At 61.3% G+C, this 23,200-nt stretch carries 23 protein-coding genes and 1 pseudogene; 15 read left to right on the plus strand and 9 right to left on the minus strand.

Going from position 1 to position 23,200, the window contains the following annotated elements; translation table 11 throughout:
* Positions 1 to 19: 19 nt before the first annotated feature.
* The 3 genes from AB4Y73_RS12875 to AB4Y73_RS12885 all read right to left on the minus strand — a co-directional run bounded on the left by AB4Y73_RS12875 (position 20) and on the right by AB4Y73_RS12885 (position 3,923).
* Positions 20 to 1,117, minus strand: coding sequence for a tartrate dehydrogenase (locus AB4Y73_RS12875; RefSeq protein WP_441872133.1), 1,098 nt, complete (start codon positions 1,115 to 1,117; stop codon positions 20 to 22).
* Between the two features lie 133 nt (positions 1,118 to 1,250).
* Complete coding sequence (locus tag AB4Y73_RS12880) at positions 1,251 to 2,165, minus strand: LysR family transcriptional regulator (RefSeq protein WP_441872135.1); 915 nt, start codon at positions 2,163 to 2,165, stop codon at positions 1,251 to 1,253.
* A 666-nt stretch (positions 2,166 to 2,831) separates the two neighbouring features.
* Positions 2,832 to 3,923 carry an IS110 family transposase gene (locus tag AB4Y73_RS12885; protein ID WP_441872137.1) on the minus strand — a complete coding sequence of 364 codons (1,092 nt, stop codon included), beginning with the start codon at positions 3,921 to 3,923 and terminating at the stop codon, positions 2,832 to 2,834.
* 922 nt (positions 3,924 to 4,845) lie between these two features.
* Here AB4Y73_RS12885 and AB4Y73_RS12890 point away from each other — a divergent pair.
* Complete coding sequence (locus AB4Y73_RS12890; protein WP_441872139.1) at positions 4,846 to 5,742, plus strand: DNA/RNA non-specific endonuclease; 897 nt, start codon at positions 4,846 to 4,848, stop codon at positions 5,740 to 5,742.
* Positions 5,743 to 5,905: 163 nt separating this feature from the next.
* Here AB4Y73_RS12890 and AB4Y73_RS12895 read toward each other — a convergent pair whose 3' ends face one another.
* The 3 genes from AB4Y73_RS12895 to AB4Y73_RS12905 form a co-directional block, all read right to left on the minus strand.
* Entirely contained in the window at positions 5,906 to 6,058 is a 153-nt protein-coding gene (locus AB4Y73_RS12895; protein ID WP_441872141.1) for a hypothetical protein, read from the minus strand.
* An 823-nt stretch (positions 6,059 to 6,881) separates the two neighbouring features.
* Positions 6,882 to 7,418 (minus strand): hypothetical protein, encoded by a 537-nt coding sequence (locus AB4Y73_RS12900; RefSeq protein WP_441872143.1) that lies wholly within the window; start codon positions 7,416 to 7,418, stop codon positions 6,882 to 6,884.
* A 132-nt stretch (positions 7,419 to 7,550) separates the two neighbouring features.
* Positions 7,551 to 8,114 carry an HNH endonuclease gene (locus AB4Y73_RS12905; protein ID WP_441872146.1) on the minus strand — a complete coding sequence of 188 codons (564 nt, stop codon included), beginning with the start codon at positions 8,112 to 8,114 and terminating at the stop codon, positions 7,551 to 7,553.
* A gap of 425 nt (positions 8,115 to 8,539) precedes the next feature.
* On the opposite strand from AB4Y73_RS12905, the gene AB4Y73_RS12910 reads away from it, so the two are divergent.
* From AB4Y73_RS12910 to AB4Y73_RS12925, 4 genes are all read left to right on the plus strand, one after another.
* Positions 8,540 to 9,436 carry an ABC transporter ATP-binding protein gene (locus AB4Y73_RS12910; RefSeq protein ID WP_441872276.1) on the plus strand — a complete coding sequence of 299 codons (897 nt, stop codon included), beginning with the start codon at positions 8,540 to 8,542 and terminating at the stop codon, positions 9,434 to 9,436.
* 2 nt (positions 9,437 to 9,438) lie between these two features.
* Positions 9,439 to 10,692, plus strand: coding sequence for an ABC transporter permease (locus tag AB4Y73_RS12915; protein WP_441872147.1), 1,254 nt, complete (start codon positions 9,439 to 9,441; stop codon positions 10,690 to 10,692).
* Between the two features lie 266 nt (positions 10,693 to 10,958).
* On the plus strand, positions 10,959 to 11,288 hold the full coding sequence (locus AB4Y73_RS12920; RefSeq protein WP_441872149.1) for an MBL fold metallo-hydrolase: 330 nt from the start codon (positions 10,959 to 10,961) through the stop codon (positions 11,286 to 11,288).
* Positions 11,285 to 11,701, plus strand: a complete 417-nt coding sequence (locus AB4Y73_RS12925) for an MBL fold metallo-hydrolase (protein ID WP_441872151.1) — start codon at positions 11,285 to 11,287, stop codon at positions 11,699 to 11,701. Before AB4Y73_RS12920 ends, AB4Y73_RS12925 begins: the two co-directional genes overlap by 4 nt.
* Positions 11,702 to 13,175: 1,474 nt before the next feature.
* On the opposite strand, the gene AB4Y73_RS12930 is transcribed toward AB4Y73_RS12925, so the two are convergent.
* Positions 13,176 to 13,880, minus strand: a complete 705-nt coding sequence (locus AB4Y73_RS12930) for an SOS response-associated peptidase (protein WP_441872153.1) — start codon at positions 13,878 to 13,880, stop codon at positions 13,176 to 13,178.
* A 754-nt stretch (positions 13,881 to 14,634) separates the two neighbouring features.
* On the opposite strand from AB4Y73_RS12930, the gene AB4Y73_RS12935 reads away from it, so the two are divergent.
* The 10 genes and pseudogenes from AB4Y73_RS12935 to AB4Y73_RS12980 all read left to right on the plus strand — a co-directional run bounded on the left by AB4Y73_RS12935 (position 14,635) and on the right by AB4Y73_RS12980 (position 20,683).
* Positions 14,635 to 15,066: a LexA family protein gene (locus tag AB4Y73_RS12935; protein WP_441872155.1), complete on the plus strand. Its 432-nt coding sequence runs from the start codon at positions 14,635 to 14,637 to the stop codon at positions 15,064 to 15,066.
* A gap of 82 nt (positions 15,067 to 15,148) precedes the next feature.
* Positions 15,149 to 16,143: pseudogene (locus AB4Y73_RS12940) on the plus strand (Y-family DNA polymerase); the annotation flags it as partial.
* A gap of 27 nt (positions 16,144 to 16,170) precedes the next feature.
* On the plus strand, positions 16,171 to 16,410 hold the full coding sequence (locus tag AB4Y73_RS12945) for a DUF4113 domain-containing protein (RefSeq protein WP_441872278.1): 240 nt from the start codon (positions 16,171 to 16,173) through the stop codon (positions 16,408 to 16,410).
* A gap of 52 nt (positions 16,411 to 16,462) precedes the next feature.
* The gene (locus tag AB4Y73_RS12950) at positions 16,463 to 16,786 is read left to right on the plus strand and encodes a hypothetical protein (RefSeq protein ID WP_441872157.1); all 324 of its coding nucleotides are present in this window, start codon (positions 16,463 to 16,465) and stop codon (positions 16,784 to 16,786) included.
* Entirely contained in the window at positions 16,786 to 17,184 is a 399-nt protein-coding gene (locus AB4Y73_RS12955; RefSeq protein WP_441872159.1) for a hypothetical protein, read from the plus strand. The genes AB4Y73_RS12950 and AB4Y73_RS12955 overlap by 1 nt, the downstream gene beginning before the upstream one ends.
* Positions 17,185 to 17,202: 18 nt before the next feature.
* A complete protein-coding gene (locus tag AB4Y73_RS12960) occupies positions 17,203 to 17,349 on the plus strand; it encodes a hypothetical protein (RefSeq protein ID WP_441872161.1) in 147 nt (48 codons plus the stop codon).
* A gap of 5 nt (positions 17,350 to 17,354) precedes the next feature.
* Entirely contained in the window at positions 17,355 to 18,029 is a 675-nt protein-coding gene (locus tag AB4Y73_RS12965; RefSeq protein ID WP_441872163.1) for a helicase associated domain-containing protein, read from the plus strand.
* A gap of 315 nt (positions 18,030 to 18,344) precedes the next feature.
* On the plus strand, positions 18,345 to 19,472 hold the full coding sequence (locus AB4Y73_RS12970) for a helix-turn-helix domain-containing protein (protein ID WP_441872164.1): 1,128 nt from the start codon (positions 18,345 to 18,347) through the stop codon (positions 19,470 to 19,472).
* Positions 19,469 to 19,933: a DUF4411 family protein gene (locus AB4Y73_RS12975; protein ID WP_441872166.1), complete on the plus strand. Its 465-nt coding sequence runs from the start codon at positions 19,469 to 19,471 to the stop codon at positions 19,931 to 19,933. The genes AB4Y73_RS12970 and AB4Y73_RS12975 overlap by 4 nt, the downstream gene beginning before the upstream one ends.
* Positions 19,934 to 20,137: 204 nt before the next feature.
* On the plus strand, positions 20,138 to 20,683 hold the full coding sequence (locus tag AB4Y73_RS12980) for a hypothetical protein (protein ID WP_441872168.1): 546 nt from the start codon (positions 20,138 to 20,140) through the stop codon (positions 20,681 to 20,683).
* Positions 20,684 to 21,371: 688 nt separating this feature from the next.
* Here the strand turns inward: AB4Y73_RS12980 and AB4Y73_RS12985 are convergent.
* Together AB4Y73_RS12985 and AB4Y73_RS12990 are read right to left on the minus strand one after the other, a co-directional pair.
* Positions 21,372 to 22,061 carry a pentapeptide repeat-containing protein gene (locus AB4Y73_RS12985; protein WP_441872171.1) on the minus strand — a complete coding sequence of 230 codons (690 nt, stop codon included), beginning with the start codon at positions 22,059 to 22,061 and terminating at the stop codon, positions 21,372 to 21,374.
* 255 nt (positions 22,062 to 22,316) lie between these two features.
* Positions 22,317 to 22,904, minus strand: a complete 588-nt coding sequence (locus AB4Y73_RS12990) for a pentapeptide repeat-containing protein (protein ID WP_441872174.1) — start codon at positions 22,902 to 22,904, stop codon at positions 22,317 to 22,319.
* Between the last annotated feature and the right edge of the window lie 296 nt (positions 22,905 to 23,200).

The following is a 23,200-nucleotide window of genomic DNA, read 5'->3' on the forward strand; positions in this document are numbered from 1 at the left end:
CGGGGGGGGTACTGCGTGCTTAGACTGCTGCCGGGGCGAGCGTCAGGGCCTTGATGATGGCTTCGGTGACGTCCTCGGTGTTGGCGTCGCCTCCCACGTCGCGGGTCAGGTGGCCGGCGCCGGTGGCGGCTTCGATGGCGGCTTCAACCCGGCGGGCTTCCTCGTGCAGGCCGAAGTGGTCCAGCATCAGGGCAGCGGAGGCGATGGCGCCGATCGGGTTGCTGATGCCCTTGCCGGCGATGTCCGGGGCGGAGCCATGGACCGGTTCGAACATGGACGGGAAGCGGCGCTCCGGGTTCAGGTTGGCGCTGGCGGCCAGGCCCAGGCTTCCGGCAAGAGCGGAGCCCAGGTCGGAGAGGATGTCGGCGTTGAGGTTGGAGGCGACGACGACGGAGAGGTCCTCGGGCTTGAGGATGAACTTGGCGCTCATGGCGTCCACCAGGACGCTTTCGGTCTGGACGTCCGGGTAGTCCTTGGCCACGCGGTTGAAGACTTCGTCCCAGAGGACCATGCCGTACTGCTGGGCGTTGGACTTGGTCACCGAGGAGACCTTCTTGACCGTGCGGGTGCGGGCCAGGTCGAAGGCGAAGCGCATGATGCGTTCGCAGCCCTTTTCGGTGAACAGTGCGGTCTGCAGGGCCACCTCGTTGCCGGGGCCGCGGCCGCTGAGGTTGCGGCCACCCAGGCCGGCGTATTCACCTTCGCTGTTTTCGCGGACCACCACCCAGTCGAGCTCGGTGTTATCGGCCTTGCGCAGCGGGGACTGGACACCGGGGAGGAACTTCACGGGGCGGATGTTGGCCCACTGGTCGAAGTTCTGGGTGATGTTCAGGCGCAGGCCCCAGAGGCTGATGTGGTCCGGGACGTTTTCCCAGCCAACGGCACCGAAGTAGATGGCGTCGAAGTCCTTGAGGGCATCCAGGCCCTTGGGGTCCATCATCTGCCCGGTCTGTGCGTAGTACTCAGAACCCCAGGGGAACTCGGTCCAGTCGAAGGCGAACTTGCCGTTGGAGTTTTCGGCCAGGGCGTCCAGGACGCGGCGGCCTGCGGCAACAACTTCCTTGCCCACGCCGTCGGCCGGGATCGAAGCAATGTTGAACTTCTGAGTGGTGCTCATGGTGATGTGTCTCCTCGTTGAGTATTGGGTGCTTGCCTGTTAGCAGGGTCACACCGTTCCTTCCTCTTCAAGTAGACGGGCGTCCACCGACCCGCGTCCAAGACCAAGATTCAATCCGCTAAATAGGATCGGCCTATGAATGCTGATGAGGCACGTCTTCTGGCCTTGTTACATGCAGCTCGGCAATTTTCAGGAAAGCCCTTGCGGCTGGGGTGAGGTCCTGTTTGCGGCTCAGGATCGCCACGTCGAGGTGGGACACCGGCTCGATGAGAAGGGTGCGGAGCCCGGACTTGTGCGCCAGCGGGGCCCAGGATGATGGCATGACGGCGTGCCCGACGCCAGCCAAGACCAGCGGCAGGATAGAGGTCCGGTGCGCCACCTCAACGACGATCTCCAGATCGACACCGCCGGCCAGAGCATCATCGACAAGCCAGCGCATCAAAGACCCACGCTGACTCGCGATCAACCGGTGCCCTGCCAGATCTTCCCGTTGGATAGCAGTTCCAGGCCGAAAAGTATCGGCCTGCGGATTCACAATCAGGATCAGCGGCTGGCGCTCCAGCTCCAGCACCTGCACTCCGGGGACCCGGATGGGGTTCGGTGACCCAGCGAGTCCAACCTCAGTGCTGCCGCTGCGGACCGATTCGATGACTTCCTCCGGGGTAAACGCGGCTACCACGTTCAGTCGAACCGACGGGTGCGAACGGGTGAATCCGGCGATCATGGAGGTCAATGGTTCAATCCCAGGGGACGGCATCGTAATAATGTCCAGCCTGCCGCTCCGGATACCTCGAAGTGCCTGAACCGCGGACTGAGCCGCGTCCAAATCCCGCATCACTAACCTGGCTGGACCCACAAGTTCCTGCCCCGCTTCGCTGAGAACAGCCCGCCGACCGATTCTATGGAACAGCGGAACCCCCAATTCCCTCTCCAAACTTGCAATCGTCTGCGAAAGAGACGGTTGCGCAATCAGCAGATGTTCCGCAGCGCGATTAAAACCTTCGTGATCCACGACGGCCAGAAAGTACTTTAGTTTCCGGGTATCCACTCAAACTCCTCAACCAGCCGGGGCCCTGCAAGCGGCTAGGGAGCGGCCTGGCCCGTGCTGCAGGGAAGCACTAATAGCCTAGGCCTATCAGCTTCATTGCAAGTAGGTCTTGGACGCGCGGTAGGAACAGCGGCTCTAATGGGAGCGACGAGGCCATTCTGATCGCAGTCGACGTCCGGGCTCACGTCACCGGCCCGACCCAGTACGGTCGGCTACATCCTCCGCTTCACCCGATCCGCTCACCATCGCCAGCAAACCCCCGGAGGTGCAACCCCCATGGAACCTGCCCAGCCCGCCACGTCCTACCCTGTGGACTGGCACCCGCCCCGCAAGGAGATTACGACTTGGCGTGACTTGGCTCCGGGAGACGCCGTCGTTCTTCTAACTTCAGACCGGCGGAATGCCAGGATCTCAGGGAAAGTGGACGACCTATCCATCGACGGATCCTTCCTATGGCTAGTTCAAGACAATGGCGCCGGTCGGCGGCTCTTCCACCGACCCGAAGGGTACACAACTCTGCTGGACTCTACCGCCTCCTGATACGGGTTTGACCCGTACGGTCACGCGAATGAAACCAGATAGAAGAAGCGCCCCCTTCTGGTGCAGATCCATGACTTTGGCAGGAGCGCCGTGTCATGTGTCTCGAAACCTCAGCGTCTCAGAACCCTAGGGATTTGAGATGGGCACTAAGGCCGGTTCCGCCGTGGCATAGAGGGTATTAAGTTGGCGGTAGAGGGTTCGGGCGATGTAACGCTTGAGGGATCTGCGGATTTCCCGGTAGCTACGACCTTCTTGGGTGCGTTTGGCGACGTAGTCCCGTGTTCCGGGGTCGTGGACCATCCGGGTCATGGTGATGGTGTGCAAGGCTCGGTTGAGGCGCCTGTCACCGCCCCGGTTGAGCCTGTGCCGGACGGTATTACCGCTTGACGCAGGCAAGGGACTCACCCCTGCCAGTGAGGCGAAGGCAGCTTCGCTGCGAACCCTTCCTGGATGCGACCATGCTGTCAGGACAGTGGCGACTGTGACAGCCCCTGCGCCCACCATTTCCAACAGCGGTGCAGCGGGGCTTTGCTGGATCAGCTCTGTCATGCGCTTCTGGTTCGCAGCCAGTTGGGTGGTGACTTCGAGGACGCGCCGGGCCAACCTGACGGCTTCTTCGCGCGCGATTGATAGTTCGATCTGTTCCTGTCGTTCCCGCCACCTGGTGATCGTGGCGATCTGGGAGGGAATCAGCGGTTTACGAGCGTCGATTCCCAGATCATGTGCCCGGAGCAAGGCAAGTAGTGCGTTGGCATTCAATGTTCGGTCCCGGGTCAACTGGTCCCGGGCGGCGCTCAGGATCCTGAGCCCGGCACGGGTTCCTTCATCCCGGCGCGGGGCTCGGAGCTGAGACTCCTCCAGGCCAAGGACAGCGGTTCCAATGGCAGCCGCGTCCAGCGGATCGGATTTGCCGATCCCCCGGCGACCCCGGGCGTTCATCCGTGGAGCTTCGGCGACCTCGTAGCCAGCATGGCTTACTGCCCTGGCCAGACGTGCACCATAAGTGCCGACACCCTCAATTGCCCATAGACACGCCATATCGCCATCCGTCCTCCGGCCTACCCAGGCAAGTGCGCGGGAAATCCCTGCCGGCGTGGTCGGGAACTGCTCGCTCGCGACTTGTCGCTTGGTGCTGGCCTCAATGACTGCGTAAGTGTGGGTGCGGGCGTGACAGTCCACGCCGATGACGAACGGGCGGGTCTGAGCAACGATAGTCAACGCTGCAACCCTCCTTCCTTTCGAACGGACAAGAACGGCCGCATGACGGCCGACATTGAACCTGGGAAGAGTCACCTCGAGGCAAAACTGTGATGAGCCACAACCTGCAAAGGCTGGGCAAGCTTCTAATCAAGCCACCGACGTGGGACAGGCAACACCGGCCGCTCCACCCAGCGCGGACAAGTCGGGGGAAACGCACCCACAAGGGGCAAGTTGTTTTTCGAGTCACGTACCAGGCAGAACGACCGGCATCAACACTGCCAGCTAGTCCCAGACCAACCACTGCAAGACTCACAGTTGTTTTTTGGTTGCTGGCAAGCTTGCTTGCTTGGCGGCCGACGGAGGCCTGTCTACCCGCAGGGCAAGGGACGGGAAATTCCTGGAGGAAATCAGCGACGAAGGAGCGCCGCAGGGAAATTTCCGGGCCGCAGGCCCCGGAGGAACGACAGGGGCTAGACGGGGTGGAGCGGACGTCTAGAATCCGCAGGACAGCAACCAGAAAACGTCGTAGACAAATCAGGTGATGACGGGCAGGAGCCCTGCGACGGACCGGCAGCGCCCACCAGCCGGCTGCGCCAGCGGACGCCCATCAACTGGTTGGAGCGCAGCGGAGACCAGGTGCCTTGGCCAGGTGCCCTGGTCTTTGGGCTGTGTCGTGGCCAGAGGCCAGCCCCTGGGGCATGATTGAAGATGTAAGCAGCAGGATGTTTGCAAAGCAGGGGGTCCGCATGTGAATGCGGACCCCCTGCTGTTTCCCGAAGGATCCGGGAGGCGTTGTGCCCACTGGCGGGCAGGTGGAGCCCTTCGCGCAGCTCAAAGCTGTCCCCATTGGGTACAACCCCCCAGGCATCGTAATGCGGATCCCCCCTTAGGTTCCAGGGAAATTCAGCAGGCTGTCATCTCCGGCTGCTAGTGTCCGGCCATGGATGAACTGTTGCTAGTACCGGGTTCTGCTGCACGTGATTTGTCGGACCGGGAAGGGTTCGACACCGACTTCCTTGGTGTGCCCGTCCCGGTGCCGGCTTTGGCGGGCATCGGGACGGTCCTGCTGACTTACACGCACTTCTCGGTCCTGATGCGGGTGGATAAGCGGCTCGCCGCTGTCACGGCGCTCGGGATCGACGGGGAGAAGCTGATGGATCTGGACCGGTCCGGGATCCAGTGGCGTCTGGACCCCCGCTTGCCAGAGGACCAGCAGACCGGTGAGCGTTTGTACGCCCGCAACGACATCGACCGCGGGCACCTGGTGAGGCGTGCCTCAGCGGTCTGGGGTGATACCCGGGCCGAGGCTGCCCAGGCGAACGAGGACACCTTCCACTACACGAACGCGGCACCGCAGGCCGCGAAGTTCAACCAGGGTCTGGACCTGTGGCTTGGTCTGGAGTCCTACATGCAGGAACATGCCGCCGACTACGGCCGCCGGTTGGTGGTGTTCACCGGGCCCATCTTCGGGAAGAACGATCCGGTGTACCGGAGCGTGGACATACCGCTATTGTTCTTCAAAGTCGCCGCGTTCCTCCAGGACGGCAAGCTCGCCGCGACCGGCTACGTCGTGGACCAGACACCACAGCTGGCCGACCTGCCTGACGTGCCCCGTCCCGCGGCCGTGGATGAGGCTCCCCCGCTGGGCCCGTTCCGGACCTTCCAGGTCCCCGTGCGGGACATCGCCGCACTCACCGGGCTGGACCTGGACCAACTCATTGCCGCGGACCGGATGCCGATCGCGTCCGAACTGCCCAACGCCCGGGTGACCTCCACCTGGCGGGAACTTCTCTCCCCCGAATGCCTGGACCTGGACTTCGACCTGAACGGCGACTAACCAGGATGTACGCCAAAAGGCCCGATCCGCTATACGTTCCCCACGTGTACCGGGCAGTGTCAGATCTAGCCTCACTCTACTCATTAGCGGTTGAAGTGCTGGATGTCCTGCCCCCGCGCAAACTGGTCCTTTGACTTCGACGACGGCGTGAGCGCCCCGACGCTCAAAGGCCCTGAATCATATAGGTGCGGACGACGGGGGTGAGGAGCAGCATGATGCTGATTTCCAGTTTTTCATTTCGGTCCCATTCAGTAAGTAATGCGGCGATCGAGAAGGGTAAGCGACGTTGGGTATCTGACGCTTGAATGAGGGCCATGGCTACAGTCCAAGGCTTACGGCGGCGATGCCGGGGAACACCGCGAACGAGTGTCCCACCTGTTTCATCGGGTGCGCGTTTGCCCGCATATGATGGGCCAACAGACCTGCTTGGGGTTCGAGGTCATCACGAAGGACAATTTGGGGGAAAGTTGCAGAAGCTCCGTCGAGTATCGTCACTAAGCGCGCTGGGTCTCGCCTTGATGTTGGCAGGTACCGCCTGTGCTACGGCGGTCGAAAAGGACGCTACCTATAGGACCCTGGACGATTTGATCAGAGCTGTGCAGTCGACTGGTCTCAAGTGCGAGGGTAGCGTCCAGAAATTCCCGGACGGTTCCAGCGAGTCCCGGACCTGCGGAATGAACGGATGGGCTGCCATGTATGGAACCCCCGCCGCGCGAGACCGCCAGGTGAAGCTCCAAACCGGCAGCTCAAGCGCCGTTATGGTCGTCGGCCCAAACTGGATCGTAAAAGCGCCGATGGGCGACGCCAAAGTTGTCAACGGAAAACTCGGCGGCACAATCCGTGAGTAGATAGCTCCCGGAAAGAGCACGTGCCCACGAAAAAGCCCCGCCGAACGATCATCAGTCCGCGGGGCTTTTGGATTCCCATGAGTAGTCGAGCCCCGGGATTCCGGCCATGCTCGGCTCCGAATTCTCACACGTACGGTCTGGGCAGCGGAATCCCGACGGTACCCAGGTTTTGTGCTCCGCCTCGACAGCCGAGGCGTTGGACCATTGGAACGAAAGACGCCGCGCGCACGCGGGGCAATTCGGCGGTCGATAGTCCGATCGTTCCAGGCGCGTGTATTCCTTCACGTTCCCTCAGCCCCTCGCCACAGTCGTTGCGGGTAATGACCCGATGAGGTCCGATTGAAGCGAATCAAAAAGGCTCGCACTGGACTCCCCCTCGATTCCCCAGCGAGGCAACCCGACGGCCACCGGTTCAAGGCCGTCAAACGTTGCCGTGAAGGAAACAAGGTCAGGCCGCGCCGATGAGTCGTCATGCTCGACGTGATGCAGCGTCAGACTTCGGATCGCCGTGCGCGGAATTATGCGGACATCTCCAGACGGTGGGTACATGGCAGCCAGGTCGACAGTTAAGTGCCCGCTGAAGATCGCGTCCTCGGTGAATAGCGTAGCGACGTAGCGGCGTGGCTGCTCGTTACCACGAACACCCTCGACGGTTGCGGTCGCAAACACAATCTCACGGCCACCGATGGCCCGCGCCAACCTCCGCTCCAAGAATTCTGCTTGCTTGTCCGCGTTCGAGAATGGACGACTTGGCCAATCGTTGTTCGACGCCGCCAGCCTCTCCCGGATGACTTCAAAACCCTCTGCGGACATTTTTCCCCAATTCATTCGTGACTCATAGACCTTTGATAGTGCGCACCGGCAAAGACGAAGCTATGCCGACACCATGACCCTATAGATGAAGAACGACATTGCGAGTCATGGTTGAAGCGTTGGCTCCAACGTGGCCTCGAAAGTAAGTCAGAAAAAATTCGGTCGACGGGTCGTTAGGCCTGCTGATTTTGAGCGGTTGCATGGTCCACACAAGATTTGCAGGTTCTCCGCGTTATTACTTCCGCCCATTTTTAGCGGGATGATGTGGTCGTACTGCAGCTCGCTCGTAGAGCCGCAAGCTCGGCATTGGCCTTGGTCACGGGTCCAGATGTACTGCTTCAGATCGTCAGGGATCACCTGGCGGACGGTAGCGCCACGGGGCGCGGAGGCCATGGCGACAGTTGCTTGAGCGCGGTCGATATGCTGCCTTTTGCGTTGCTGCTGAGTTATCAACAGGGCGTGCACTTCATCCGATTTGAGGCCTTCTGATTCCCAGTAGAACTTGTTCTGGAACTGCCAGTAATGTCGGCCCCCGATCCGCGTAATGCGCATCGGGTAATGCATCTGTTTTTCTAAGCGCTCCCGAAAGAGTTCTTCCTTGACTTTGCCCAGCACATAGCGCTTTTGGCCAACGGTAATGGTGGCCTCCCCGTTGCTGGTCCAGAAGCCCCGGCGGTGTGAAATTTTAACGTTGTCGGCCCTGCGCAGCATCCCCAAATACCTACCTGATCTTGTCGAGCGGACGCGGGCCGCTCACCATCTGAAGTTTTCGGCTGAGTTTACTCGGTTTCCCAGTCAGGGCCGTCTTGTTCCCGGTCGAAGGGAGCTTCGGCGGTTCACATATATTCATCCTCTGTTGATAGAAGATCGTTCGAAAACTAACAGAACCGAGTGCACCCTGATCCTGGACAGAGAGACGCAGCTACGAGGTGCTAACCGGCTGGCGCGAAGTCCGCACCGACCCACTCCTTTGGGGCTCCGGGCTTCTCGAGACGGGGCGAGCATTGACCCCTTTGTCATCCCTCGGACTGAGGCTTTCGGCTGTTACTCGTCGGTAGACTCGAAAGACTATCGAACGGCCACCTTTTGGGGGAACAGCCTTGAGCGAAGCACTCGTCCACATTGACGGATTCAAGATGGATTTCGGGGACAAGACGGTCATCCGGGACCTGTCCTTCGATGTGGCCCGGGGTGAGACATTCGGGTTCCTGGGCAGCAACGGGTCGGGCAAGACCACGACCATCCGGGCGCTGCTGGGCATCTACCAGCCGACGGCCGGGATCCTCCACATCGACGGCAAACCGTTCAAGCCCGAGGACGGCGGCCGCCTCGGCTACCTGCCCGAGGAGCGCGGCCTGTATAAGAAGGAAAAGGTCATCGACATCATGGCCTACTTCGGCCGGCTCAAAGGCCTGGACCGGCACGCCGCCAAGACCTGGTCCCTGCAGTACCTGGAGCGGGTCGCCCTGGCGGAGAAGGCCAACGTCCAGCTGGACAAGCTCTCCGGCGGGCAGCAGCAGAAGGTCCAGCTCGGCGTGACGATCATGAACGAACCCGAGCTGCTGATCCTGGACGAACCGACCAAGGGCTTCGACCCGGTCAACCGTCGACTGCTGATGGACATCATCGCCGGCCAAAAGGCCAAGGGCGCGACCGTAGTGATGGTCACCCACCAGATGGAGGAAGTCGAACGGCTCTGTGACCGGGTGATCCTGCTCAAGAACGGCACCGCCGAGGCATACGGGACCATCGACGAGGTCCAGAACCAGTTCGGCGGCCGCGTCATCCGCCTCAAACACGCCGGACCCATCCCCGCCTCACCCCGCTACACGGTGACGGTAAACGACACCAACTACTCCGAGCTATCCATCGCCGATGACACCGACGAAGCGGACATCCTCAAAGACCTCATCGCCGCCGGCGTCACGGTCCGGTCGTTCACGACCACAAAGGTCTCCCTGGAAGAGATCTTCATCCGGGTCTACGGGGACCAGAACAAGGCGGCCGCCACCTACGAGATGGCGGGGGCATAACCATGGCACAGCACAACCTCGGCACCGTCGTCAGCTTCGAGTTCTTCCGGACCATCAGCAAGAAACGCTTCTGGGTCGGCACCCTCGCGGTCCCGTTCATCATGGCCGTCGTCTTCGGGCTGCTCTTCGCCTCCAACAGCGCCACCGACACGGCATCAGACGCGCAAAAGAGCGCCGAGTTCACCATCTCCTACACCGACGACTCCGGACTCATCACCCCCGAGCAGGCCGCCCTGTTCCACGCCACCCGGGCCGGCTCAGCCGGCGACGGCATCCAAGCGGTCCAATCCGGGACGGTGGATGCCTTCTTCGAGTTCCCCGCCGACCCGGCCAGTGAACACGTCCAGGTCCACGGGGCGGATCAGGGATTGTTCGAGAACAACAAGTACTCCGCCGTCGCCCAGGCCATGCTGACCCAGGCCGTGAACGCCAAGATCGGTTCCGCGGAGCTCTCTGCCCTGGCCGCCTCGAAAGCGGCCATCGAGGTGAAGACCTACAAGGACGGGGTGGAGTCCGGCGGGTTCATGTCCGCGGTGCCTCCTCTGTTCTACGTGGTGATCTTCTACGGCCTGATCATCCTGCTCGCCGGGCAGATGCTTTCCTCCACCCTGGAGGAGAAGGAGAACCGGGTCACCGAGATGATCCTGACCACCCTGAAACCGACGACGCTGATCAGCGGCAAGGTCCTCGCCCTGTTCGCGATCGGGCTGCTGCAGGTCGCGATCTTCACCGCCCCCGTGATCATCGGCTACCTGTTCTTCCGCGAACAGATCAACATCCCCGACTTCGACCTCTCCGCCCTCGTCTTCGAACCGATCCCCATGATTCTCGGGTTCCTGATCCTGCTCGGCGGATTCGCCCTCTTCACCACCACCCTCGTCGCCATCGGCGCCGTTATGCCCACCGCCAAAGAGGCCGGGAACTTCATGGGCGTTATGATCGCCCTGATCTTCGTCCCGTTCTACGCGGTGTCCCTGATCTTCTCCAACCCGTCAGCCCTCATCGTGCAGGTCTTCACCTACTTCCCGTTCTCGGCGCCGGTCACAGCGATGATCCGGAACGGGCTCGGTTCCCTCAGCCTCCTGGAAGCAGCCGCCGTCCTGACCATCCTCTACATCGGCGCGGTACTGATGTTCTTCCTCGCCGTCCGGCTCTTCCAGTACGGATCCATCTCCTACACCTCCAAGGTCAACATCAGGACGGCGCTCAGCGCAGGCAGCAGATCAAACCCTCCTGCAAAAACCAGCCCCCGCTAAAACGCGTATGAAGGCGGCACCCAAACCGTTCGTGCATGTTCTTCGGCGCCAACTGGCCAACAGACGACAGCTATCTCGCACTCCGAGCCGCGCCACTGGAATACTCACATCCATGGTGTACAGGCCGGAGATTCGCGTCTTTATGTTGCAAAGCTGAGGACAGCCGCGGCCGGCTTTGCCCTTTTCAAGGGGTAGACACATTGCTAATTTATAAGCATTCTTAGCTTTTCGCTGTGGTCACGTGCGCAGAGCCAGGGAGAAAACGTATGCCGGTCACAACAGTGGCTGTCGGTGTCCATCGATTCTCCGACGCCTTCGTCAACTTCTACGTACTGGAAGGCACTGACGGGCTCACGGTCGTGGATACTGGCCTTCCAGCGATGTGGAATACCCTGGCCGCGGGCCTGTTGAGCCTCCGTCTATCACCGGCCGATATCAAGGCCGTCGTCCTCACGCACGCCCACTTCGACCACTTGGGTCTGGCACACCGCCTCCACACCGAGCACGGCATCCCGGTATGGGTCCACCCCGGTGACGCCTACATCGCCCGCCACCCTACCGCTACCGCCACGAAAAGTCCCGGCTGGTCGTCATGATGACCCACCCGTCCGGGCTGCCGGTCCTGGCGCGGATGGCCAAAGCCGGTGCGCTCAGGGTTAAAGGCCTCGGGGACACCACCCCCATGCCGGACACCGGCACACTCCCCGTTCCCGGCGCCCCGGAAGTCATCTACTCTCCCGGCCACACCGCAGGTCACTGCGGGCTGTTCCTCAGGGACCGGAACATCCTGTTCACCGGGGACACCCTCGTCACGCTGGACCCCTATACGGGTAGAAAAGGACCTCATATCGTCGCTGGCGCGGCCACGGCGAACAGCATTCAGAACCTGGAGTCACTGACACAATTCGCGGCAACAGGCGCGAGCCTGGTCCTGCCCGGGCACGGCGAGCCCTGTCACCTGGGAATCGAGGACGCCGTTGCCATTGCCAGACGCCATGGTCCTGCCTGAACCCACCACAGCATGGACCGTCCGCATCGAACCCGGCGGCCCCCTTGTGGCAGGGCGGACACGGGTAAGAGGGGAGGTGCTGTAGTCGTCAGTACTGACTCCTCCTTGAGAATCAGATTGAAATGGTGGCGCAGGAAGGGTCCCACCATTGGCCGCTGTTCCGAGTCAGAGTCGTTTCGCTGGCATAAGGCTTTAGGGGCTGTCAGGACTGAGGCTCTGGGCGATGCCAATGGTAACCAGGAGACCCGAGACCGTGGCCACGACGCCAGCTCGACGCCGCATCAAGGAGGCGTAGCGTCAGGGAGACATGCTGAGGGTCGAAAGGCGCATAGTTGGACGATGACAAGTTCTTATACCCGGGGCGACTCGATAAGCGGCGGGGCTTGGCGGGAACATATCGAGCGGGCACTCGTGGCCTACGGGGCGACTGACGTGCTTCTTAGTCACCGTGGAAACCGGAGCGCAATCGCGTTCAGGGGCGACGGGAGAAAATTCCGGATCGTCGTTTCATTGCCGCAGCCGGATGGAATCTCGACAATCCGGGGGACACTGCTGAGGGCCCCGTCCGCGAAGCAAAGGCAAAGGCCTTCGAACGCGCCACCCGCAGGTTTTGGCAAGCCCTGGCCCTGGCCATAGATGCCAAACTCGGGGCGGCGGAGTCAGGCATTGCCACCCTTGAATCCGAGTTCTTAGCCCATGTCGTACTCCCCGGGAACCGGACTGTACTCGACGAACTCCAACCGGTTATCGACTCCGCCTACCGGTCCGGCCGGCACCCCTCATTCGGTCATAATGCGGCCCCGTCTTTCCCCTGACAAGGTTAGGCCGCGAGAGCGGGTAGCTGCACGGGGTCCACGTTCCAGACGGCCACGGCCCTCGCAGCGTTGTACATAGACCAGTTCCGAGGCCCACCGAGCCGTGGATTCGGCGTAGGCGTTGGACGTTGGGCTCCCCGGGGAAATGCCGATAATTCCTGCTAGTCATTCGTACGGGGGACTCCAGTCAGCTCATGAGGACCTGAGGCTCCGCTGATGTGCTTCCGGACGCGGAATCCATCGAGAACCAGTCCATTGCCTCTGCGCAGGGACGGGACCTCAAAATCGGTAGGAGCTCCTACGTCGAGCCGCTGGACGTTGCAGGAGATCCGCGAAGCCATCGTAGGGGACGCAATCCCGCCCGCCGTTCTGATGCCGATAACCAGGCATTCCGTCAAAGCCGCTGACTGCGTAACGGCCTGACAGAACGCTGGCGAACCAGCGCTGATCAGCACCTGAGTTTTACGAATCCGAGCCATCGGCTTGACCGATTTCGCTTTCCTCCTGCCCAGCATGGACTCCTTTAGTGCTAATAGCCAGCCGGACTGACTATCGCAACGCTCCGTCACTTAGTGAAAGTGATCCAAGTGGCCTGGGCGCAACACTCGGGGACATCCGGCAGGCCGGCCTGGTGACCGAGAAGTTAGAACCCTGGGCCTTTAGGCGGCCGGCTCGATGAGATCCGGCCCGTTGTTGCCCACCCTGTTCACCTTCGTGCTGACGATCCTCGGGGTAAGGACTGGCTCGGGCAGGGAGTCAAGCAAGCTCCGCACCTCGGTCTTGTCGGTCATATCCGGGTTAAGCCACTCCGCGAATGAGTCCCGCGGGATGATCACTGGCGAGCGGTCATGGACGTGCCCCAGGGCGTCCTGGGTCGTGGTGGTGAGCACGGTGCAGCTGAGCAGCCATCGTCCCGGGTCGTCCTCCGGCATCTGGGGATCAGGCCAGAACTCATACAGGCCTGCGAAACCGAGCAGTGGTTCCTTCTCGGAATAGAGGTAGTTGGGGATTTTCTTGCCGTCTTCGGTCTTCTGCCACTCGTAGTACCCCTCTGCCGGAATGAGGGCCCTGCGCTTGAGGGCGGCCTTGCGGAACGAGGGTTTGTCCAGAATCGTCTCGCTGCGGGCGTTAATGAGCTTGGAGCCGATCTTGATGTCCTTCGCCCAGGAGGGCACCAGACCCCAACGGCCGATGAGCAGGTGCCGGTTGATGCTGTCTTCATCCAGCCGTTCGGCGATGATGGGCACGTCCTGAGTGGGCGCGACATTCCAGCTCGGTGGCGGCGGACTGCCCTCTACTTCTTTGGCGTCAAAGTAGCTCAGGAGGTCACCCGTGGCTTTGGACATCACGTATCTGCCGCACATGGGCCCATTCTGCCTTACCACGTCAAGGAACATACGAATGCCTGCCCACTCCCCCGCGCAGCTTCACGAAGCCGGTTCGTGGCTGATCCCACATAAGAAACAGGCTCCCTTACTCCGGGCAGAGGTTGCCCTGCCGGGAGATAATTACCAGGACCGGGAAAGCACGCCCCTGTACCGGGGCCTCCCGCCTCGCTTCCCCACTACTCCGGAGATGGCCGTCGATGCCAGATGCTGAAACGTTTACCCTTGCCCTCACCTACACCGGAACACTGGCGGTGGCTGCTTTGATGTTCCTCGGCCAACTCGCCGCTTTCACCGTCCTCCTGGCTCTAGCGGGGATAGTCAGACTCCTGACCCTCCCCGCCGCCGCGCGGACACGACGTAAAAGATCAACCCTACCGAACACTAAAGAAGCACCAAATGTGGCCTTGCAGCTGACCCAGGCATGAGGCAGTCAGTGGCCGGGGCGAGGGGCCAAGGACAGCGTTCGGTGACTGTGAACTGTCCACAGCTAGGGTCAATTCGGGTTATCCAGGGCTGGAAATGGGAGCCATTGGGGCAGCTCCCTCGCAGCCGTAGCGGTGGATAACCTCTGAGAATTGTCCCCGGTTGTGGGCAGCGGAGCCGGGGCCTGCCCGTTGTCTTTTGGCTCCTCCGGCCACCTGCAGAGGATGCCCCATGGTGGAGAAGAGCCAATGTCAGGGTCAGAGAGTAGGATAAGGAGTCGAACATATATTCGAATAAAAGGTGTGTTGTGGTCGTTATTGTCGGTCCCCGCGTGATAGATGCGGGCGTCTCTTTGTTGTCGGTGCTGATATCCCCGGTGCCGGTCGCTGCCGGGTACCCATCGCCGGCGCAGGACTATTTTGACGGCCGGATCGATCTGAATGAGCACCTGATCAAGGACATCACCAGCACCTACGTGGTGCGGGTCTCCGGGGACTCGATGGAACGCGCCGGGATCAGTGATGGCGATGAACTGATCGTGAACCGGGCACTGGAACCGCGCGACGGGTGCGTCGTCATCGCCGTCCTGGACGGGGAGCTGACGATCAAGCGGCTGCCGATCACACCCACCGGGGTCGTGCTGCAGGCGGAGAACCCGGCCTATCCGGACATCCGGGTGCCGACCCTGTCGGACCTGGTCATCTGGGGTGTCGCCACCAGGTGCCTTCACCATGTCTAACGCGCGCTTTTCCGCCCAACGGGAACCTTGCACCCTGTTTGGGGAAGATGATGTCTAAGCTAAGCCGGCACTGATGCGGCACATGCCGCAGATCGCGCACGTGGACGTGAACTGCTTCTACGCCTCCGCGGAACGGGCCTTCGACCCGTCCCTGGAAGGCCGGCCCGTGATCGTGCTGTCCAACAACGATGGCTGCGCCGTGACCCGCTCCCCCGAGGCCAAAGCCCTCGGCATCCCCATGGGTGAGCCCTGGTTCAAACTCGCACCCCGGGCCAGGGAATGGGGACTCGTGGCTCTGTCCAGCAACTACGAGCTCTCAGCGCCCGGGTCATGGAACTGCTGGGCCGCTACTCGGCCTGGCTGGAGGTCTACAGCATCGACGAGGCCTTCCTCGGCGTCAAAGGCACCCCGGCCGAACTCCTCGCCCTGGGCCGGGAGATGAAGACCGCGGTCCGGCGGAACGTCGGCGTGCCCGTCTGCGTCGGCATCGCCGCCACCAAAACCCTGGCGAAGCTGGCCAACAAATGGGCGAAGAACAATCCCGCCTTCGGCGGGGTCTGCCACTGGGACTCCATCCCCGCACCCGAGCGCGAACGGCTCATGGAGCGGCTCTCGGTCATCGAGATCTGGGGTGTCGCCACGAGGCTGACGAAGCGGCTGAACGTGATGGGCATTTTTTCAATCCTTGACCTGACAAGGGCCGACCCGGTGATGATCCGGGACCGGTTCTCCATTGTCATGATGCGCACCGTCCTGGAACTCCAGGGCACCCCCTGCATCCCGATGGAGGAGGAACGCATCGGCCGGGACCAGCTGATCTTCTCCCGCTCCTTCGCCACCCCCATCACCACAGCCGCGGGGATCCGGCAGGTCCTGAGCGTGTACGGGCAGCAGGCCTCCGCCCGGCTGGCCAAACACGACCTGCAGGCCAAAGTTCTCACCGCTTTTGCCGGGACCTCCCACTTCAATCCCAACGACACTTCCTACCCCTCCGTCTGTGTACCGCTGCCGATGCCAACAGCGGACCCGGTGATCCTGACTAGGGCCGCCCACGCCCTGCTGCCCCTGATCCACGAGGGGATCCGGTACGCGAGGGCCGGGATCATGGTCACCGACCTGCGGCCCACCGGCAACCAGGCACCACTGGCCCTGTTTGAGAACCCGCACGAGGAACGCCGCGTCGGGAGCCTCCTCGAAGACGTCACCAAAAAGTATGGTCGTGGCTCGATCGGCCTGGGGTACGGCGGGATCCGCGGCGGGCCGGACTGGACCATGAAACGGGACATGCTCTCCCCCCGCTACACCACCCACTGGGACGAACTCCCCCTCGTCAAAGCCGCCTAAACCCCACCCCTGCACGACAGCACCAGTACCAGCACCACGGAAGAACGAACTGATGACGATCAGCCCCGAAGCACCCGCCCGGACCCACGACCTGCAGGTCCGCACCGACCCCGCCGGCACACCCCTGGCCATCCGCCACGACGGACAGATCTGGCTCGTGGACCCCGCCACCGACACCCAGCACTGGTACGGGCGCGACGCCTGGTGGGACACCCGCCGCACCGCCGCCGTGGGCAGCGGGGACCTGGTCAGCGTCGAATACTGGCGCGTCCAAGCCCAGATCCCCGGCACCAACAGCCCGCTGCGGACCTTCACCCTGCGCCGCCAGCCCCTGGCCACGCAGTGGCTGCTCGAGTCCATTGACGACGGCAGCTGATGCCACCACCCATCATCGGCAGACCCGTGCCCGACGAGGTCTGGGAAGCCGTCAGGGCCGAGTTCGCGCTGCCCACCCTGGAGCAGGTCCGGCGCCGGCTCGCCGAACTCATGGAGGACCCGGAACCGGTGATGCGGCAGCTCGTCCGGGTCTTCATCGACGACGGCACCTACTGCCCGGGCTTCCAATTCCTCCCTGACGGCCAGCTCCACCCTGCCGTGGTGTCCCTGTTCCGGCACGCGATGGAACTGAAGATCCCGCACAACTACTTCACCACCTGGATGATCACCCCCGCAGCAGACCTTCGCGGGGCACGGCCCGTGGACTCCCTCCCTCACCTACCGCGGCTGCATCACGCTTTGGAGGGCTTCGCCGCGCAACCGGCGGGAACCCGGTGAGCCAACTAGGCTGATCCCGTGGAAGTCACCGGAACAATCCAAAGCACCGACGGCAGCATCGACCACATCACCGCCCACGGCAAGGATTACGAGACCGCCAAAGCCGCCCTCGAGGCCGCCATCCCCGAGGGCACGAAGCTGATCACCATCCGCACGGACAGCTGACCGGAATGCCCGAACAGAAGCGGGAAGCACCGCACCCTGAGTGGGTCCAGATGTATCGGCAAGGCCTCACCACTACCAAAATCGCCGCCACAATGGGCGCGGCTCAAAGCACGGTCCGCTACCACCTGGCCATCGCCGCCGCGGCAGAACCGTTCATCAGGGATGACCACCGCAATGCGTCGCGCAAAGCTCCGGCCACGCGCGTCACTCTCGCCGGGCTGCAAAACCTTCACGACACCATCGCCCTGTACAAAGCCGAAGGGCGGCTCCCCTCGACCAAGTCCCCCTTCACCCGGGAACGAGCCCTGGCCACCTGGCTACTCCGACGACGCCAGGACCACGACCAAGGCACCCTCTCCCCCACCTACAGCGACGGCCTGAAACAAATCCCCGGCTGGGAACAACGCACCCGCAAAGACGACGACGAAAAACGCTGGAACCAACGCCTGCACGAACTCACCACCTACATGGCTGCCGGGAACGACTGGCCCCGCCACAAGAAGACAGGCAGCGAAGAAGAACGACTCCTGGGCATGTGGCTGCACATCCAACGCATGAAATACCGCCGCGACGAACTGGACCAGAACAAAAAAGCACAGCTCAACAGGCTCCTTCCAGGTTGGCGTGACGGCAGAACGCGCGGCCGTCCACCCGGATCCCGGAACGTCCGGCGCGGATAGCGCCTCCGGGAGTCGAACGTTCCGTGACGCTTATCCGCAGGAGCATCCTGGGCCGATATCGGCCGCGCCGTTGGCATCAGCCGACAGCCCGCACACGAACGGTGGAACGACAAGTGAATTGCCAGGGAATCGGAGGTCAGGCATGCCGCCTCGCACTGCTTGGGTCTGAGACTCAATTAAGCCCATGCATTTAGGGATGAGAGCTCCTCACTATTACTCAATCAATCCACGTTTTAGGTCCTTATTGAGAGCCGAACACTGACAGCTACAGCAAATTGGGTAAGGTCAACGTACTAGGGACGGGGAGGATGAGGTATGACTGTACGTGCGCCCATCCATGGCCCGACCCTCCTTTGGGCCCGGGAAGCCCTTGGCCTGGATGTTCCCGGCCTCGCCGCTAGCCTGAACGTGAGTCCACAGCAGGTTGAGAAGTGGGAGAGCCAGGAGACCTTCCCTACCTTGGTCCAGCTACGAAACATAGCCAAGCGCCTGGACCGGACCCCGGCATTCTTTTTCGTAGCGCCTCCCGAGGACACAGGCATACCCGCCACGCCGGATTTCCGTGGCCGCCAGGATGAACATCTACCTGCAGCGCTCCTCAAAGAGATCAAGCGCGCCGAAACCTACCGGAGAACGTACCTGGAACTGGCAGGGCCTCCAGCCCCAATGCAACATGGACCTTTCTCTTGGAACGAGATGACATCCAGGGCTGCAGAGTTCAAGACTGCCGTCGTCGGCTCCGCGGAAGGGGGGGATCCCCTTGCACGCCTCTCCGCCAACGAAGTTTTCTCCTACTGGAGGGCAAAACTCGAGGATTTAGGCTTCCAGGTCTTCCACACCACCGGCATCGACGTCTCCACCTTCCGCGGGTTATCAGTCCACCACGATGTCCTGCCCCTCATCTTGCTGAACGGCGCTGATTCCGCGTATGGAAAGGTCTTCACTCTTTTCCACGAAGTCGGACACCTCCTCAACCGTTCCAGCGGTGTGTGCCTCGTTCTGGATAACAGCGACACGGAGGCATTGTGCAACGCCTTCGCAGCGGAAGTTTTGATGCCCGCGCAACGGGTCGAATTATTCCTCAGGGCGATACCTCCTACCGAAGCCGCGGAAGCCATCGCGAACCGTTTCAAGGTCAGCGAACTAGCCGCAGCAGTCCGCCTCAAAACCCTTGGAATGATCGATCATGCAGCGTTAGAGGCTGCTCGAGCGGCATCTGACGAGCGCTGGGCGGAGACCCGCCGCCGTCAGACACAGCGCGACGGTTTTGTTCCGCACTGGCGGCTTCGCTACAGAGACCTCGGACCCCGCTACGTCAAAACCGTCATACGAGCCTTGGAAACGGACCGCATAGATGCCCTCGACGCTTGCTACATGCTCCAGACCCGGGTACCAACCCTCGTGAAAATGCAGGAAGAACTGCATAGGAGCGGAGAAGCATGAGCCGTTTCACCGTGGACACGAACATCCTCATCAACCTCAACCGGCACTATCCCCGTGACATCTTTCCAGGGCCGTGGGACGCGCTGGAGTCAATGATTGACGTCGGTAGGCTTTGCATGTGTCCAGACGTACTCGATGAGCTCTCCCGCGGCGGTGACGACCTGCACGGCTGGGCCAAACGATACGACGGTTTTGTCTGTGAAGTGTCCGATGAAGAGGTAGCCACTGTGGCGGAAATTGCCCAGCTATTCCCTGGGTGGGTTCAGGGCGAGTTCAACGCTGCTGACCCATGGCTCGTCGCTCACGCTTCAGCGGAAGCCCGGGCCATCGTCACGGAAGAAAAACTTGCTGGCCACGGCGTGTTAGACAAGAACCAAAAAGTACCAAATGTTGCCGCCGCCGTAGGTGTCGAAACAGTGAACTTCTTTGGCTTGGCGAGATCTGAGTCCTGGTCGTTCTAGCTGACCCTCCTGCTGCGTAAGTCACTCATTCGTGGGGGGTTCCCTCAGGATTGCCCCGCTGCTGGCGCGCACCCCGCACTGCCTGGCGCAAGGCAACGGCGCTGCTAGGGCCGCAAGATGCCCCCGCCGGGGCGTCATTGGGCGCACGACGCACCAAGAACAGGCCCTGCCCTCAATGAGTAGTGGGGAACGTAGGATCGTCGGATGGAACCGTCGGAAATGCTCAAACCTATTTCAGCACTCGCCAAGAAAGCCGTTAAGCCCGTGATGGAGAACGCTTCGGATCACAGCCAGTATCAACGGCTGATTGTGCAGAGCATGGCCCCGATCATTCGGAGATTACAGAAGCCACTGCACCTCACTGAAGCACGCGCGGCACAGCGCAACGTCTCAGCAGAGACAGCCGCCGAGTTCGCGGCGCTGTCTGAAGATGTCGGAATCATGGTTGATCTGATGGCGAAGCCGGAATGGTGGAAGCACCTATTGCGGTTGCTGGGGAAGCAACCGGATTGTCGCCCGGCATTGAAAGAGTTCAACGGCGCGTTATCCGAATCATCCTTATGCCTGACTCGTGCTCAGCGGACATTCTCTGATTACGAGGAGGCTCGCCGTAACTTCACGAAGACTAACGCAGCCGCCGAGGAGGTCAATGAAGTAGCCGACGAGCTACTGCTGAAGCTAGCGCGGCTAAAAACTGCCCGGGACGCTGCGGATGCCTTTGTTTTCCAATGGGCCAGGGACAGGGCCTAATGATTGAGTGTGACGGTGACATCCCAAGGAAACGCTGAGTAGTAGCGGGCGTCCGACGCTCCCTGCTTTTCCTTCAGTGCAGAGCATGCAGGCACTCCCGCTTGTATTCGGAAGATAGATGTTCACGGCCATCCAAGCGTCTTCACTGGCCCGGACGCCTATGTGCGAGGCTGAGTCCATGAAATTTCTACCCTCTCCAGAGCGGACAACCGCCATGCAAGCGCGCAAGGGACCGCCCTCGCAGGAGACCACCGAGTGGTCTGAGCGTCGGCGTCCCTTCGTTGAAGCGGGCTCTGTCCGGGACGCACAGGAACGCGCCGGAGCCCTCGAAAGAAGCGGCGGGCAGGAAAAGGCCCTCAAACTCCTTGACCAGGCGCAACTGTCCGGCGACAGCGTGATGGTAAAGCTGTTGTGCAACAGTCCCTTGAAAACGGCTGAAACAAGGTCGTCAACCTCTACGCGCAGAACAACCGTCTGGCCGCACAAAACTCGAAGAACTCCTTGACCTCCAAGCGCCCAGCGGAGTCCTCTCAGGCGGCCGGACGGCATGGACGACGGCTTCCTCCTCCACATCCCCAAGCCTAAAGAAGTCTTCTCAACGGCCTGGACTTGGGCGCCCCTTGGGTATACCCGGAACCAAGGGGCGCCTCAGCGTCTACCTCGGTCCAGAAGCTGGGCGCGCTGGCTATTAGGGATTACCGGGGGGAGGCCAAAAGTTGCAGCGCGTTACCGGTGGCGTGAATCTGGCGGGCCATACGGTCGTGTCGTCGTAACACACCCTGCGGACATCATTCAGAACGAGAATAGCCCCTTCCAGGTTTGCCCATGCCAAATTCGCTCCCCTCAAATTGGCGGAAACAAGGTTGGCGTCCTTTAGATTTGCCTGAAATAAAGATGCCCCTTGCATGTTTGCGCTATTTAGCTCGGCCCCGGATAAATCGGCCTCTCGTAGGTTGGTACCTACAAGGTCAGATCTACCCAGCTTTGCATCTTTTAGAACAGCCCCACTGAAGTCAGCCCCAGAAAGCTTGAGGCCTGTGAGGTTCTGCCCGGTTAGATCTATCTCCTGAAACGGCCTTTCCACCACTTGCGAGGACGACCGATCCCTAACGAAGCGAAGGTTTTCTTGCCGTGCCTCTCTAGCGGACCGCAACTCCTCCCGCTGTCCTTCTCTTTCAGATCTTATATCGTCGATTCGGGCTTGCTCGGAAACAGACCAGGCAGCCACGACGGTTCCTGACAAGCCCCCGGAGGCCAGCGCGATGCCCACCTCAAGCAGTAGCAGTGGCAAGGAGAATTTCCGGCGGGAGACTCGTTGCGCATTTTTACTAGGAACCTGAGAGGGCTCCTTAGCTTTCTCCGGGCTGGCGGCAACCATAACCCGACATTACGACAACTGACATGCAGTGCCTAGATCCCGCTTATGGCGGGTTTTTCCATACCTAATAACAGGAGTAAACGCTAACGGCGTACATGAAAGATTCCAGCGGGCACAAACCCAGCGAATACTCTCGGGCTACAGCCTTGACTCCCAGATCGAACAGATCGCCAACAGCGCCGACTAGCGGCGGTGCGGGTCATGAGGGTGCGGGTCGCCCTCATCAAGGAACAGGCGGCCACAAGTCCTCGCACCTCAGGGTGGAAATGTCCGGCCCCTGCACCCCAGCAGGCCATACAGTTTCGGAGTCCCAACACGGAGGGAGCCCGTAGGAGAAATTGGATTTGACGAGGATAGATCCGTACCCGAAAGATCTGCTCCCGAGAGGTTCGCGTTGGGGAGATCAGCTCCTGCCAATCTGGCCGCCCTCAAATTTGCGCGCCCGAGGTTGGCTTCAGCCAAACTAGGAAGCCTCAAATCCGCGGCGTAGAGGTTAGCTCTCTTAAGCGTCGCTGACCGCATATTAGCGTTGGCCAAATTCGTGAAAACAAGAGTTCGGTGCCATTCCGCCGCGAGGTCGGGTCTGAGCGTGGCTAGATCGTTGAAGCCCGTAAGCAGACGGTTCCCGGCGCAGAACGGGCACCCTTGGCCTAGCAGCCGATTGTACGCCGATGACTCCCACTCGTGGCCGCAAAGTCCGACCCACCAGACCTTCTTCGGAGACCCTGCGCTGAGCGCAGCAAGGTCTATCCCGGCATTCCGCTCCGCAACAAACTGTGCAGCCAGTTCAGGGGCGACCATGGCGAGCAGGCGGCTTCCTCGCGGCGCCTTTGATGTTGTCATTCCCTCAGGGTACGGATCGCTACCAACACCTCCGGGTCCGGGTCGGGTCTCATGATGAAGTGTCGTTTTTCGAACTCGACTGCAGGGAATGTTCGAAGCCGTTGCTCCGTAGACGCAGGGGGCCCTGCACGAAGATTTATCTTCCAAATTGATGACGCCCAAGTGTCAACCATGCACTCTGAGCTACTACCTATAGCATTAGCTCGCCGTCGTTCTGTGCGCCGGTCTATGGGGAAATGGGATAAACCGTGGCACTAGGGATCAGCACTAAGTCAAAGGTGCTTAGCAGTACAGAG

It is taken from the genome of Pseudarthrobacter sp. TAF60_1 (assembly GCF_052113505.1).
Taxonomy (GTDB): Bacteria; Actinomycetota; Actinomycetes; order Actinomycetales; family Micrococcaceae; genus Arthrobacter.